At 71.5% G+C, this 13,235-nt stretch carries 14 protein-coding genes; 12 read left to right on the top strand and 2 right to left on the bottom strand.

Going from position 1 to position 13,235, the window contains the following annotated elements; translation table 11 throughout:
• Positions 1-21 precede the first annotated feature (21 nt).
• Positions 22-1,344 carry a dicarboxylate/amino acid:cation symporter gene (locus tag M8C13_RS35565; RefSeq protein ID WP_252485177.1) on the top strand — a complete coding sequence of 441 codons (1,323 nt, stop codon included), beginning with the start codon at positions 22-24 and terminating at the stop codon, positions 1,342-1,344.
• A gap of 6 nt (positions 1,345-1,350) precedes the next feature.
• On the opposite strand, the gene M8C13_RS35560 is transcribed toward M8C13_RS35565, so the two are convergent.
• Positions 1,351-2,103: a hypothetical protein gene (locus M8C13_RS35560; RefSeq protein ID WP_252485176.1), complete on the bottom strand. Its 753-nt coding sequence runs from the start codon at positions 2,101-2,103 to the stop codon at positions 1,351-1,353.
• A gap of 123 nt (positions 2,104-2,226) precedes the next feature.
• Here M8C13_RS35560 and M8C13_RS35555 point away from each other — a divergent pair, with 123 nt between their 5' ends.
• The 9 genes from M8C13_RS35555 (at position 2,227) to M8C13_RS35515 (ending at position 8,990) form a co-directional block, all read left to right on the top strand.
• The gene (locus M8C13_RS35555) at positions 2,227-4,041 is read left to right on the top strand and encodes a biotin carboxylase N-terminal domain-containing protein (protein ID WP_374213264.1); all 1,815 of its coding nucleotides are present in this window, start codon (positions 2,227-2,229) and stop codon (positions 4,039-4,041) included.
• A gap of 5 nt (positions 4,042-4,046) precedes the next feature.
• Complete coding sequence (locus M8C13_RS35550) at positions 4,047-4,313, top strand: hypothetical protein (protein ID WP_252485174.1); 267 nt, start codon at positions 4,047-4,049, stop codon at positions 4,311-4,313.
• Positions 4,314-4,381: 68 nt separating this feature from the next.
• A complete protein-coding gene (locus M8C13_RS35545) occupies positions 4,382-4,867 on the top strand; it encodes a DUF1707 domain-containing protein (RefSeq protein WP_252485173.1) in 486 nt (161 codons plus the stop codon).
• Between the two features lie 9 nt (positions 4,868-4,876).
• Positions 4,877-5,326, top strand: a complete 450-nt coding sequence (locus M8C13_RS35540) for a DUF1707 domain-containing protein (protein WP_252485172.1) — start codon at positions 4,877-4,879, stop codon at positions 5,324-5,326.
• A 10-nt stretch (positions 5,327-5,336) separates the two neighbouring features.
• Positions 5,337-5,876, top strand: a complete 540-nt coding sequence (locus M8C13_RS35535; protein ID WP_252485171.1) for a GNAT family N-acetyltransferase — start codon at positions 5,337-5,339, stop codon at positions 5,874-5,876.
• Positions 5,877-5,886: 10 nt separating this feature from the next.
• Complete coding sequence (locus M8C13_RS35530; RefSeq protein ID WP_252485170.1) at positions 5,887-6,483, top strand: DUF3558 domain-containing protein; 597 nt, start codon at positions 5,887-5,889, stop codon at positions 6,481-6,483.
• A 139-nt stretch (positions 6,484-6,622) separates the two neighbouring features.
• The gene (locus M8C13_RS35525; RefSeq protein WP_252485169.1) at positions 6,623-7,009 is read left to right on the top strand and encodes a transcriptional regulator; all 387 of its coding nucleotides are present in this window, start codon (positions 6,623-6,625) and stop codon (positions 7,007-7,009) included.
• A gap of 14 nt (positions 7,010-7,023) precedes the next feature.
• The gene (locus M8C13_RS35520) at positions 7,024-8,199 is read left to right on the top strand and encodes a PPE domain-containing protein (RefSeq protein ID WP_252485168.1); all 1,176 of its coding nucleotides are present in this window, start codon (positions 7,024-7,026) and stop codon (positions 8,197-8,199) included.
• On the top strand, positions 8,196-8,990 hold the full coding sequence (locus M8C13_RS35515) for an ESX secretion-associated protein EspG (protein ID WP_252485167.1): 795 nt from the start codon (positions 8,196-8,198) through the stop codon (positions 8,988-8,990). Before M8C13_RS35520 ends, M8C13_RS35515 begins: the two co-directional genes overlap by 4 nt.
• A gap of 4 nt (positions 8,991-8,994) precedes the next feature.
• Here the strand turns inward: M8C13_RS35515 and glpD are convergent, their stop codons facing one another.
• Complete coding sequence (glpD, locus tag M8C13_RS35510; protein WP_374213263.1) at positions 8,995-10,737, bottom strand: glycerol-3-phosphate dehydrogenase; 1,743 nt, start codon at positions 10,735-10,737, stop codon at positions 8,995-8,997.
• A 180-nt stretch (positions 10,738-10,917) separates the two neighbouring features.
• Here glpD and M8C13_RS35505 point away from each other — a divergent pair, with 180 nt between their 5' ends.
• Positions 10,918-11,655 (top strand): MIP/aquaporin family protein, encoded by a 738-nt coding sequence (locus tag M8C13_RS35505; protein WP_252485166.1) that lies wholly within the window; start codon positions 10,918-10,920, stop codon positions 11,653-11,655.
• A 33-nt stretch (positions 11,656-11,688) separates the two neighbouring features.
• Positions 11,689-13,209, top strand: coding sequence for a glycerol kinase GlpK (gene glpK, locus M8C13_RS35500; protein ID WP_252485165.1), 1,521 nt, complete (start codon positions 11,689-11,691; stop codon positions 13,207-13,209).
• Positions 13,210-13,235 lie beyond the last annotated feature (26 nt).

The following is a 13,235-nucleotide window of genomic DNA, read 5'->3' as shown; positions in this document are numbered from 1 at the left end:
CATGATCCCCTGGGGGAATCCGTGCTGTCCGCACTCAAGAAGTTCCCGTTCTGGGCGCAGACCGTCACCGGTCTCGTGCTCGGTGTGCTGCTCGGCGTGCTCGCCAGAGCCAACGGCCTGACCTGGCTGTCCACCACGCTGGCCACCATCGGCTCCACCTTCGTGCAGCTGCTCACGCTGGCCGTGGTGCCGCTGGTGTTCACCGCGATCGTGGTCAGCATCGCCAACCTGCGCAACGTCAACGGCGGACCGGGCACGGTGGCCAGGCTGGCCGGCAAGACGCTGCTCTGGTTCGGCATCACCTCGCTGATCGCGGTGCTGGTCGGCATCGCGGTCGGCCTGATCACCAACCCCGGACAGGGTGTCACCCTGCCGGTGGACCAGTCGTACAAGCCGAAGAGCCAGGGCGGCTGGCTGGACTTCCTCAAGGGCCTGCTGCCGACCAACCCGGTGCTGGCCTTCACCGAGGGCCGGGTGCTGCAGATCGTGTTCCTGGCCGTGGTGATCGGCATCGCCGCGTACAAGATCGGTAACAAGGCCGAGCCGTTCGTGAACTTCAGCCGGTCCCTGCTGGAGATCACCCAGAAGGCGCTGTGGTGGGTCATCCGGCTCGCCCCGCTGGGCACGCTGGGCCTGATCGGCCGGGCCACCGCGCAGTACGGCTTCGACCTGCTCCGCCCGCTGGCCACCTTCGCCTTCGCGGTCTACCTGGGCTGCGCGATCGTGCTGTTCGTGGTCTACCCGCTGCTGCTGGCGCTGGTCGGCAAGGTCAACCCGCTGCGCTTCTACGCCAAGGCCTGGGCGCCGATCCAGCTGGCCTTCGTCTCCCGCTCCTCCATCGGCACCCTGCCGCTGACCCAGCAGACCACCATCCGCCGCCTCGGCGTGCCGGAGCAGTACGCCAGCTTCGCGGTTCCCTTCGGCGCGACCACCAAGATGGACGGCTGCGCCGCGGTCTACCCGGCCATCGCCGCGATCTTCGTGGCCCAGGTGTTCAACGTGCCGCTGTCCTTCACCGACTACATCCTGATCGCCGCGGTGTCGGTGTTCGGCTCGGCCGCCACCGCGGGGCTGACCGGCGCGATCGTGATGCTCACCCTCACCCTGTCCACGGTCGGCCTGCCGCTGGCCGGGGTCGGCCTGATCATCGCCATCGACGCGATCCTGGACATGATCCGCACCGCCACCAACGTGGCCGGTCAGATGGTGGTCCCGGTGCTGGTCGCGCGCAGCGAGGGCACCCTGGACGACGAGGTCTTCAACGCCCCCGGCGGTGGCGACCCGCTGGCCGAGCGCGCGGCGGAGGAGGTCAGGGCCGAGGAGAAGGTGCCCGCGACGGTCTGAGCACCGTCACTGGCAGACCTTGAGCTGCTGCCTGGTTGGCGACAGGTTGTTCGGCCAGCCGGGCAGCAGCTCCTTCTTGGTCACCACCGCGGTGCAGCCGATGTAGCTGCCCTCGTGGTTGATCGCCTGCAGCACGAACCGCTTGCAGGCCTGGAAGTTGCCGCTGCCGTCACAGGCGCTGGCCACCGCGAGCACCTCGGGGATGCCGTCGTCGTTGACGTCCCGCAGCTGGAGCACGCCCTGGTCGGAGGGGTAGTTGGCCTCCACCCGCACCCACGGCCGGGACGGCGGCTTCAGGTACAGCGTGCCCACCTTGGTGCCGTCGTCGGACTGGTTGAAGGTGACCAGGCAGGCCTGGTACCGGCTGGCGGCCTGGCAGCTCAGCGAGCCCTTCTGCACCTTGCCGCCGACGGAGATGGCCAGCGTCTCGTGCACGTTGAGCCCGGAGTCGCCGCCCTCGTCGAAGCGCACCCGGCTGAAGCCGCCGGAGGCGTCGGCGAGCAGCTCCACCTTGGTGTTGCCGACCGTGGTGGCCTCCACGCCGACACACGGCCCGGAGCCGCAGCGCAGCGCGGGCGCGGCCGAGCTGGCGGGCGCGCGCTCGCTGGCTGAAGGCTGCTGCGCACCGGGCACCCCGCCCGAGGCGGCCGGTCCCTCCCGGAGCAGGGCGGCCCCCAGCAGCGCGGCCACCGTGGCCACGGCCGAAGCCACCATCGCGACCTTCACCAGCCTCGGCACCTTGGCCGTCTGCTCGGCCACCGCCGCCACCTCCACCTCTCGCCCACCGGGCTCCATACCATCGACGCGGACACACCACGTGAGGTTGCTCTCGCTCAGTGCATCACCACTGGACCCTAGACTCGCCGAACACCACCCTTTTCGATGACGTGTCGTCTCGTAAGAACGTGTCGTCCGGGGTCGTCAGCACATGGAGGTGCCGTGGCACTGCGCAAGGTGCTCATCGCCAACCGCGGTGAGATCGCCGTCCGAGTCATCAGGGCCTGCCGGGATGCCGGGCTGACCAGCGTCGCGGTCTACGCCGACCCGGATCGGGACGCGCCGTTCGTGCGCCTGGCCGATGAGGCCTTCGCCCTGGGTGGCACCACGGCCGCCGAGTCCTACCTGGTCGTGGACAAGCTCCTGGAGGCGGCCAAACGCGCGGGCGCGGACGCGGTGCACCCCGGCTACGGCTTCCTCTCCGAGAACGCCGACTTCGCCCAGTCGGTGCTGGACGCGGGCCTGACCTGGATCGGCCCGACCCCGCAGGCCATCCGCGACCTGGGCGACAAGGTGACCGCCCGGCACATCGCGCTGCGCGCGGGCGCCCCGCTGGTGCCCGGCACCAAGGACCCGGTCAACGGGCCGGAGGAGGTCGTCGCCTTCGCGCAGGAGCACGGCCTGCCGGTGGCGATCAAGGCCGCGTTCGGCGGCGGCGGGCGCGGGCTGAAGGTGGCCCGCACGCTGGAGGAGATCCCGGAGCTGTTCGACAGCGCGGTGCGCGAGGCGGTCACCGCCTTCGGCCGCGGCGAGTGCTTCGTGGAGCGTTACCTGGACAAGCCGAGGCACGTCGAGGCCCAGGTGCTGGCGGACACGCACGGCAACGTGATCGTGGTCGGCACCCGCGACTGCTCGCTGCAGCGCCGTCACCAGAAGCTGGTGGAGGAGGCCCCCGCGCCGTTCCTCTCCGCCGAGCAGCGCGCCACCATCCACACCGCGGCCCGCGCGATCTGCGCCGAGGCCGGGTACCACGGCGCGGGCACGGTGGAGTTCCTGGTCGGCCAGGACGGCACCATCTCCTTCCTGGAGGTCAACACCCGGCTCCAGGTCGAGCACCCGGTCAGCGAGGAGACCGCCGGGATCGACCTGGTGCGCGAGCAGTTCCGCATCGCCGCGGGCGAGCGGCTGCGCTTCGACACCGACCCCGAGCCGCGCGGTCACTCCATCGAGTTCCGCATCAACGGCGAGGACGCCGGCCGCAACTTCCTGCCCGCCCCCGGCACGGTCACCCGGTTCATCCCGCCCTCCGGCCCCGGCGTGCGGGTGGACGCGGGTGTGGAGAGCGGCAGCGTGATCGGCGGCCAGTTCGACTCGCTGCTGGCCAAGCTGATCGTCACCGGCGAGACCCGAGAGCAGGCCCTTGAGCGGTCCCGGCGGGCGCTGGACGAACTGGTGGTCGAGGGCATGGCCACCGTGGTGCCGTTCCACCAGGCCGTGGTGCGCGACCCGGCGTTCACCGCGCAGGACGGCTTCACCGTGCACACCAGGTGGATCGAGACCGAGTTCGACAACACCATCCCGCCCTTCACCGGCGGCGCGGAGGCCGAGGCGGAGGAAACCCCCCGGCAGACCGTGGTGGTCGAGGTCGGCGGCCGCAGGCTGGAGGTCTCGCTGCCCGGCGACCTGGCCGTCGGCGGCGGCGCGCCCGCGGCGAAGGCCAAGCCCCGCAAGCGTTCCGCGGGCAAGGCCGGGGCCGCGGTCTCCGGTGACGCGGTGGCCGCGCCCATGCAGGGCACCATCGTCAAGGTCGCGGTGGAGGAGGGCCAGCAGGTCAGCGCGGGCGAGCTGCTCGTGGTGCTGGAGGCGATGAAGATGGAGAACCCGGTCACCGCGCACAAGGACGGCGTCGTCACCGGCCTGTCCGCCAAGCCGGGAGAGACGGTGACCCAGGGCTCGGTGCTCTGCGAGCTGAAAGACTGACCACAGTGGACAGTCCAATCCAGACTGATCAGAGTTTGCTGCTGGTCCTGCACGACCGGCAGGAGGCGGAGGACCTCGCGGAGGAGCTGCGCGCCGACGGCTGGGTGGTCGGCGGCGTGCACCGCGAGATGCTGGCCGGCGAGGACGACGCGGAGGACGTGGACTGGGTGGTGGTGCTGGAAACCGCCCCTGACGGCCTCCCGGCGTCCTGCTGGCAGGACCAGTTGGAGGACATCGCCGAGGCACACGACGGCTTCGTCAGTCAGCCCTAGCCAAAAGTCGGTCACGGCTGGCCAAAAGGCCGAGGGCACGAGCCGGTCGGATCCCTAACTTTGACGTTGTGAGCACATATGGGGATCACGTCGAGCTGCGGATCGGGGACACCGAGCGGACCGAGGCCGAGCGGTTGCTCGGTGAGCACCTCCGGGTCGGACGGCTGACCGCGGAGGAGTTCGGGGAGCGGGCCAACGTGGCCGCCTCCGCGCGCACCCGCCGGGAGCTGTCCATGCTCTTCGAGGACCTGCCCGCGCCGCACCCGACCTTCGAGCTGCCCGCGCCGCTGCAGTACCAGCCACAGGTCACGCCGATGCCGCTGGCCGCGCCGCCGTCGCGGCAGTCCGACTACGCCGCGCACACCGTGGTCAAGGTGATGGCGGTGCTGATCGGCGTGCCGGTGGCCGGGCTGACCCTGCTGGCCGGTGGCGGCTTCACGCTGGCCCTGGTCGACCGGCTGCCCGCCACGCTGGCCATGCTGACCGCGGCCTGCATCGGCGTGCTGGTGCTGGCCGGGGTCGTGGTGGCCGTGCAGCGGTTCAAGCCGAAGTAGCATCGGAATGTGCCCAACGAGCCTGAGCTGCGGATCAGCGATCACGAGCGGTCCGAGGCGCTGACCGCGCTCGGCGAGCACTTCGCCGTGGGCAGGCTGCAGCTGACCGAGTACGACCAGCGCGCCGCCCAGGTGGCCGCCGCGCTGACCAGGGGTGAGTTGCACGCGCTGTTCAGCGACCTGCCCGAACCGCACCCGCGCTTCGACCACCTGCCCGCCGTGGTCAAGGCGAGCAGCGGCGCGGTCGCCGTGCCCGACCCGCGCACCCCGGCCCAGCGGGCCGCCGCGGTGAGCCTGGTGGTGCTCGGCGTGGCCTGGATCCCGCTGATGATCTTCCTCGGCTGGTGGTGGTTCTTCTTCATCCCGCTGGGTTTCGGCGCGGTCTACGGCTCGCTGTGGGGCGAGGACTGGAACAGCAGGGACCAGGGCCGCAAGAAGGGCAAGAAGAAGCGCAAGTAGGTTTCCTTTCATGGAGCCGGTGGAGATCAACGCGGGTGCGTACTACCTGCGGCAGCTGCGGGCGGACAACCTGATGGACGACCGGCCAGCCGTGCTGGCCGCGTTCACCGACCCGGAGCTGCGGCGCTGGGTCACCGGCTACCAGGTCGAGGACCTGGACAGCGCAGGCCGCTACATCACGCTGCGCGCGCACGAGTGGCAGGAGGACCTGCGCTGCTCGTGGGCGGTGGCCGAGCCGACCACCGGCGAGATGCTCGCCGAGGTCGGCCTCAAGGACCTGGACCTGGTGCGCGGCATCGGTTCCGCGGCCTGCTGGACCCACCCCGCGCACCGCGGCCGGGGCGTGATGACCCAGGCCCTGCAGACCGCGCTCCGCTTCGGCATCGAGGCACTCGGCCTGCGCCGGATCGGCTACCGGCACGCGGCGGGCAACGAGTCCTCCCGCCGGGTCGCGGAGAAATGCGGCTTCACCCTGGAGGCCACCCTGCACCAGGCCACCACGGTCGACGGCGACCTGCACGACGTGCTCGCCTGGACCCTCATCGTCTAGCGTGCCCAGCGTGGCCAGACCGCTCCGAATCCCAGCACTCCGAATCACCGGGCTGCTGCTCGGCTGCCTCCTGCTGGCCGCCTGCACCCCGCCGCCGCCCCAGCCCACCGCGCCGAACCCGCCGCCGGTCCCGGTCACCAATCCCAAGGTCTCCCTGCCGCCCCGGCCCAAGGAGATCAAGCTCGACCGGGTGGACCCGTGCACCCTGCTGACCACCCGCCAGCGCAAGACCCTCGGCATGGACCGCCCGCCGCTGCCCACCCGGTACCCGACCATGGGCAACGCCAAGGTCTGCGACTTCCGCGACTCCACCAGGGCGCTCACCGTGCGCATCGGCCTGGTGCTGGTCCAGGGCGTCGGCGTCTGGCTGGAGGAGACCGCCCAGGCCGAGGCCAAGGCCGCCACGGTGGCCGATTTCCCCGCGGTGGTGGTGCGCACCGCCGAGCAGACCAAGTTCTGCAACGTCGAGGTCGACGTGGCCGAGGGCCAGTTCCTGGACATCCAGTTCGGCGACGCGGGCAACGCCCACCCACCCAGCCTGGACGCGCTGTGCGCCTCCGCCCAGGAGGTCGCCACCGCCGCGATGACCACGCTCGCCGGCCGCTGAGACGAAGTACTCGCCAGCACCACCTGGATGGCCCGTTGACAGTTCACCAGTAGGTGGGATCGTTACGGAGACCGCACCAAGTGATCACTGTCGGTCGCTACAGTGACCGCGCAAGGATTGTCCAGTTCGGGGAGACGCCGTGCCGCGCACCAACTCCGCCAGTGGCGACGCTGTGCAGTCCGGGCTCGACTCCGTCAGCGGCGGTGGCGCCAAGGTCCGGGTCGAGCAAGCCGCGATCCCGACCATGCGCAAGGCCTTCCAGCGGGCGCTGGACAAGCTGACGCCGCAGATCGGGCACGCCCGCACGGACCTTAGGATGCGGCCGTGGGCCGGTGACCCGGTCAGCGACGAGGCCGCGGAGAAGTTCAACGAGCGCTCGATGGACGGCGGCGAGGCCGCGCTGAGCGCCCTGGAGGGCTACCAGCAGCAGCTGCAGACCGCGGTCAGGGCGTTGCAGGAGGTCGAGTACGAGTACCGCGGCGCCGAGCGCGGGAATGCCGACTCGGTGCGGGTCAGCGGCTGCTGAGAGGGGACGCGACCATGGCTGACCATCGCTGGCAGGGCTATTCGCACCAGGAGCTGTACGGGCAGCTGCACTCCGGTCCGGGGCCGGCGGCCTCGGCCACCTCGATCGGCCGGTGGTCGGACATGTCCGCCGCGCTGGCCGACATCGACGCCGAGATCAAGCAGGCCATCGGCAACTCCCGCGCGGACTGGACCGGCAAGGCCGCCGACGCCGCGGACGCCGCGCTGCACCCGCTGGCCCAGTGGGCGCGGGACGCGCAGGCCGGGGCCGAGCTGATGCGCCTGTCCGCCGAGCTCCAGGCCGAGTACGTGGGCAAGGCCCGCGCGGACATGCCCGCGCCCATGGAGGTCACGGCCGAGAAGCCGAACATGCTGGTCACCGGCGTGGTGCACCTCTTCGGCGGGCAGACCGACTACGAGCTGCAGGAGGCGGCGCAGAGCGCGGCCGAGCAGCGGGCCTTCGAGGTCATGGAGACCTACCAGACCAGCACCGCGGCCAACGTGGCCACGCTGGGCCAGTTCACCAAGCCGCCGGAGCTGCACCTGGACACCGGCCACGGTGCGCACCAGAGCAGCGGCCCGATCGGCGCCGCCGCGCCACCACCGGCCCGGCCGACCCGGATCCCCCCGGCCCGCAGCGCGCCGACCAGCAGCGGCGGCCGTACCGGTTCCGCACCTGTGCCGGCCCCGCCCCGCTCGGGCGCCCCAGCGACCTCCTCCGGCGCGCCCGCCCCCGGCACCCGCCTCAGCGGCGCGACGCCACCGGCCGCGACCGGCTCCCCGGCGACCGCCTCGGGCGTCCCGGCCGCCAGCGGCACCTCGCCGTCCAGCACCACCGCACCGTCCGCGGCCCGCCCCGGCGGCGCGCCCGCGCCCGGCTCCGCCCGCGACCTGCCGCAGCCGCGCACCGAGGGCACTGGCACCTCCGCGGCGAGCACCCGCCCCGGCCCGCAGCACCGCCCGAACTGGGACGCCGCCGAAGCCACCCACCTCGCCGAGGCCCGCCGCGGCAACGCGCCGCAGGGCGTCCTCGGCCTGGACTCCACCCCGGCGCCGATCGCGCCCGCCGCGGCCGCGCCGATGGGCCGGGCCAGGCGCGAGGACGACGGCGAGCACCAGAGCTTCCTGGTCGAGGACGAGGACGTCTTCGGCGACGCCCGCCAGTACGCGCCACCGGTGATCGGCGAGTGACCCTGTTCGAGCAGGGGCTGCGCGAGCCGATCGCGCTGACCGCCCTGGAGTTCGACGTGCTCTGGCAGCACCTCGGCCTCGGCCAGCCGCCCCTGGTGATCAAGGTGCCCTCGCCCGGCCGCACGCACACCGAGCGCGCCGGGCTGGAACGCCAGGCCTGGGACGCGCTGGAGGCGCGCGGGCTGGGCCGCCCGGTCGCGGTGGACGAGGAGCTGGCCGCGCTGCTGCGCCTGCTCGCCGACCCGGCCCGCGAGGTGGACGGCAGGCTGTGGCTGGGCCGCAGCGTGCGAGTGCTGGCCGCCGCCCGCGAGGAGGAGGGCGCGCTCGCCGTGCTCGACTCCGGCCAGCTCACCGTCAAGGCCATCTCCGGGCTGAGCCTGCCGCGCGAGGCCGTGGGCGTGCTGCGCCCGCTGCCCGCCGGTCCCGGCCGCTCGGTCACCCTGCCCAGCGCCGAGCTGGACGCCGCCGCGGCCGCCGCGGGCAACTCCGCGGACCGCCTCGGCCCCGAGCTGGTCGAGCGCGGCATCCGGCAGGAGGACGCCAAGGTCATCACCGAGATGATCAAGGACGCGGGCGACCTCGGCCAGTTCGGCGTGGCCGCCAAGGAGCAGTGGGAACGCCGCCGCAGGGCCGATCGCGTGATCGGCTTCTTCGACACCCCGGCGGGCCGCTACCTGCAGACCCGCCGCGGCGTGGACGGCGGCGCGGCCTGGAGCACCATCGCCCCGGTGGACAACCGCCGCCTCACCCAGCACCTGGAGGAGGTCCTCGCGGACCTCCTCGCAGGCTGAGTCGTCAGCTGACCGGTTCGATGACCTCGGGCCTGGCCTCCGGCGCGGCCGAACGCCGGGCGTCGGCGGCCTGGTCGTCCGGCTGGGTCTGCGAGTCCCGCTCGGCCTCGACCCTGGCGGTGTAGACCTCGACCTCGTGCGCGACCCGCTTGTCATCCCAGCCGTGCACCCCGGCCATCAGCCTGGCCGCCGCCTCCGCGCTCTCCACGCCGCGGTGCGGGTACTCGATGGAGATCCGGGTGCGCCGGGTGAGCGCGTCCTCCAGGTGCAGCGCGCCCTCGGCCGCGGCCGCGTAGACGATCTCGACCTGCAGGTAGTCCGGCGCGCCTGCCAGCGGGCGGAGCAGTTCGGGGTTGCCGTCGGCGGTGGCCAGCACCTGGTGCACCAGCGAGCCGTAGCGGTCCAGCAGGTGCCGCACCCGGTAGGGGTGCAGGCCGTGCTTGGCGCCCAGCTGGTCGGCCTGGTTGACCAGCGCGTGGTAGCCGTCCGCGCCCAGCAGCGGCACCTTGTCGGTGATCGAGGACATGATCCGGCCGGGCAGGTCGGGGCTGGCCGCGTCGATCGCGTCCGCCGCCATCACCCGGTAGGTGGTGTACTTGCCGCCCGCGATGGCCACCAGGCCCGGCGCGACCCGCGCCACCGCGTGCTCCCTGGAGAGCTTCGAGGTGTCCTCGCTCTCCCCGGAGAGCAGCGGCCGCAGGCCCGCGTACACGCCTTCGATGTCCTCGTTGGTCAGCGGCGTGGCCAGCACCTTGTTGACGTGGGTGAGGATGTAGTCGATGTCCTTCTTGGTGGCCGCGGGGTGCGCCAGGTCGAGGTTCCAGTCCGTGTCGGTGGTGCCCACGATCCAGTGGTTGCGCCACGGGATGACGAACAGCACGGACTTCTCGGTGCGCAGGATCATCCCGCTCTCGGACACGATCCGGTCCCTGGGCACCACGATGTGCACGCCCTTGCTGGCGCGCACCCGGAACCGCCCCCTGGTACCGGCCAGCCGCTGGATCTCGTCGGTCCACACGCCGGTGCAGTTGATCACCGCGTGCGCCTTGACCTCGATCTCCTCGCCGGTCTCCACATCGCGCACGTGCACGCCGGCCACCCGGTCGGCCTCCCGGAGCATGCCGGTGACCTGGGTGGAGGTGCGCACCACCGCGCCGTAGTGGGCCGCGGTGCGGGCCACGGTCATGGTGTGCCGGGCGTCGTCGGCCTGGGCGTCGTAGTAGCGGATGCCGCCGATCAGCGCGCTGCGCTTGAGCGCGGGCACCATCCGCAGCGCGCCCGCCCTGGTCAGGTGCTTCTGCCCGGGAACGGACTTGGCGCCACCCATGGTGTCGTAGAGGAACAGGCCGGCCGCGGTGTAGGGGCGCTCCCAGATCCGCTTGGTCAGCGGGTAGAGGAAGCTCACCGGCTTCACCAGGTGCGGCGCGATCCGGGTGATCATCAGCTCCCGCTCGCGCAGGGCCTCCCGGACCAGACCGAATTCCAGCTGTTCGAGGTAACGCAGACCGCCGTGGAAGAGCTTGCTGGAGCGGCTGGAGGTGCCGGAGGCGAGGTCGCGCGCCTCGACCAGGGCCACCCGCAGACCACGCGTGGCGGCGTCCAGAGCCGCGCCCGCGCCGGTCACGCCGCCACCGATGATCACCACGTCGAAGTGCTCGGATCCCAGTCTGCGCCAAGCTTCCTGGCGTTCTGCCGGTCCCAGTCGACCCTGCACGATCTCCGCGCTGCTCTCCTTGGCCTTGGCCACTGAACGTCGCCTCCCTGCTCGGCTTGGACGCGGGGCCTACGCTACCGCTCCACACGTGTCCACGTGCACTGACAGTAATAACGAAACTGTCCCGTTTCGAATTCTACCGTAGACAGTTGATCGGCCCGGGACTACGTTCCCCAGCTCAGACGCAATGGAGCGGACTGAGGGAGGACGCGCATGTCCGGCGGAGCAATCTTCGTCTGGGAGCTGATCGGCACCGCGGTGCTGATTCTGCTGGGCGCAGGTGTGGTGGCCAACACCGTGCTGAAGAACTCACTGGGGAACAACGGTGGCTGGCTGCTGATCACCTTCGGCTGGGGTTTCGCGGTCTTCGCGGGCGCCAGCATCGCCGCTCCCAGCGGCGCGCACCTCAACCCCGCGGTCACCCTCGGCCTGGCCACCGCGGGCAAGCTGGACTGGGCGCTGGTGCCGATCTACTTCATCGCCCAGCTGCTCGGCGCCTTCCTCGGCGCGGTGCTCTGCTGGCTGGCCTACAAGCTCCAGTTCGACACCCACGACGACCCCGGCGGCACGCTGGGCATCTTCTCCACCGGCCCCACCGTGGACCACAAGGTCTGGAACACCGTCACCGAGGTGATCGGCACCTTCGTGCTGGTGCTGTGGATCTTGCTCAGCCCCGGCGCGAAGGCGGCCACCGAGGGCATCCCGCAGTTCGGCAACGCCGCGCTGGGCTACGCCGCGGTGATGTTCGTGGTGGTCGGCATCGGCGCCTCCCTGGGTGGCCCGACCGGCTACGCGATCAACCCGGCCCGCGACCTCGGCCCGCGCATCGCCTACGCGCTGCTGCCGATCAAGGGCAAGGGCGGTGCCAACTGGGGATACTCCTGGGTGCCGGTGGTCGGCCCGCTGATCGGCGGCGCACTCGCCGGCCTGCTCTCCCTCGCACTGGCCTGATCCCGCTGACACGAAAGGCAAAGAGGCAGCAACATGTCCGCTGAAGCGCGTTACGTGGCCGCCATCGACCAGGGCACGACCTCCACCCGGTGCATGGTCTTCGACCACTCCGGCCGGGTGGTCTCGGTCGACCAGACCGAGCACGAGCAGATCTTCCCCAAGGCCGGCTGGGTCGAGCACGACGCCGAGGAGATCTGGCGGAACACCCGCAAGGTGTGCGGCGGGGCACTGGCCAAGGCCGACATCCAGAACTCCGACCTCGCCGCGGTCGGCATCACCAACCAGCGCGAGACCGCGGTGGTGTGGGACAAGAACACCGGCAAGCCGGTCTACAACGCGATCGTCTGGCAGGACACCCGCACCGACGCGATCTGCGACTCGCTGGCCGCGCTCGGCGGCGGCCAGGAGCGCTACCGCTCCCGCACCGGGCTGCCGCTGGCCACCTACTTCTCCGGCCCCAAGGTCCGCTGGATCCTGGACAACGTCGAGGGCGCGCGGGAGAAGGCCGAGGCGGGCGACCTGCTCTTCGGCAACATGGACACCTGGGTGCTGTGGAACATGACCGGCGGCCCGGACGGCGGTCTGCACTACACCGACCCGACCAACGCCTCCCGCACCCTGCTGATGGACCTCGACACCCTGGACTGGGATGACGAGATCTGCGCGGAGATGAAGATCCCGCGGTCCATGCTGCCGGAGATCCGCTCCTCCTCCGAGGAGTACGGCAAGGTCCGCGAGCGCGGCGTGCTGGCCGGGGTGCCGATCGCGGGCATCCTCGGCGACCAGCAGGCGGCCACCTTCGGCCAGGCCTGCCTGTCCCCCGGCGAGGCCAAGAACACCTACGGCACCGGCAACTTCGTGCTGCTCAACACCGGCAACGAGAAGGTGATGAGCGAGAACGGGCTGCTCACCACGGTCTGCTACAAGATCGGCGAGAACGCCCCGGTCTACGCCCTGGAGGGCTCGATCGCGGTCACCGGCTCGCTGGTGCAGTGGCTGCGGGACAACCTGGGCCTGATCCGCTCGGCGGCGGACATCGAGCCGCTGGCCAAGGGCGTGGAGGACAACGGCGGCGCGTACTTCGTGCCCGCCTTCTCCGGCCTGTTCGCGCCGTACTGGCGGGGTGACGCGCGCGGCGCGATCGTCGGCCTGACCAGGTTCGTGAACAAGGGCCACCTGGCCCGCGCCGCGCTGGAGGCCACCGCCTTCCAGACCCGCGAGGTCATCGACGCCATGAACGCCGACTCCGGGGTGCCGCTGACCTCGCTGAAGGTCGACGGCGGCATGGTGGTCAACGAGCTGCTCATGCAGTTCCAGGCGGACATCCTGGGCGTGCCGGTGATCCGGCCGGTGGTCAACGAGACCACCGCGCTGGGCGCGGCCTACGCGGCCGGTCTCGCGGTCGGTTTCTGGGCGAGCGAGGACGACATCCGGGCCAACTGGGCGCAGGACAAGCAGTGGGACCCGGCGATGGACGAGACCCACCGGGACAAGCAGTACCGCAACTGGAAGAAGGCGGTCACCAAGACCTTCGACTGGGTCGAGGCCGACTGACCAGCTGAACGTCGAAACGGGGCGTG

The organism is Crossiella sp. SN42, assembly GCF_023897065.1.
Classification (GTDB): Bacteria; Actinomycetota; Actinomycetes; order Mycobacteriales; family Pseudonocardiaceae; genus Crossiella.
The sequence above is the reverse complement of the archived record's forward strand: the minus strand, read 5'-3'. Positions and strand labels throughout refer to the sequence as shown.

What these genes read in the sequence shown, in the direction of transcription:
- M8C13_RS35520 (WP_252485168.1), top strand. Translation starts at nt 7,024, where the DNA reads ATGGCTGACCATCGCTGGCAGGGCTATTCGCACCAGGAGCTGTACGGG.
- M8C13_RS35535 (WP_252485171.1), top strand. Translation starts at nt 5,337, where the DNA reads ATGGAGCCGGTGGAGATCAACGCGGGTGCGTACTACCTGCGGCAGCTG.
- M8C13_RS35505 (WP_252485166.1), top strand. Translation starts at nt 10,918, where the DNA reads ATGTCCGGCGGAGCAATCTTCGTCTGGGAGCTGATCGGCACCGCGGTG.
- M8C13_RS35555 (WP_374213264.1), top strand. Translation starts at nt 2,227, where the DNA reads ATGACGTGTCGTCTCGTAAGAACGTGTCGTCCGGGGTCGTCAGCACAT.
- glpK (WP_252485165.1), top strand. Translation starts at nt 11,689, where the DNA reads ATGTCCGCTGAAGCGCGTTACGTGGCCGCCATCGACCAGGGCACGACC.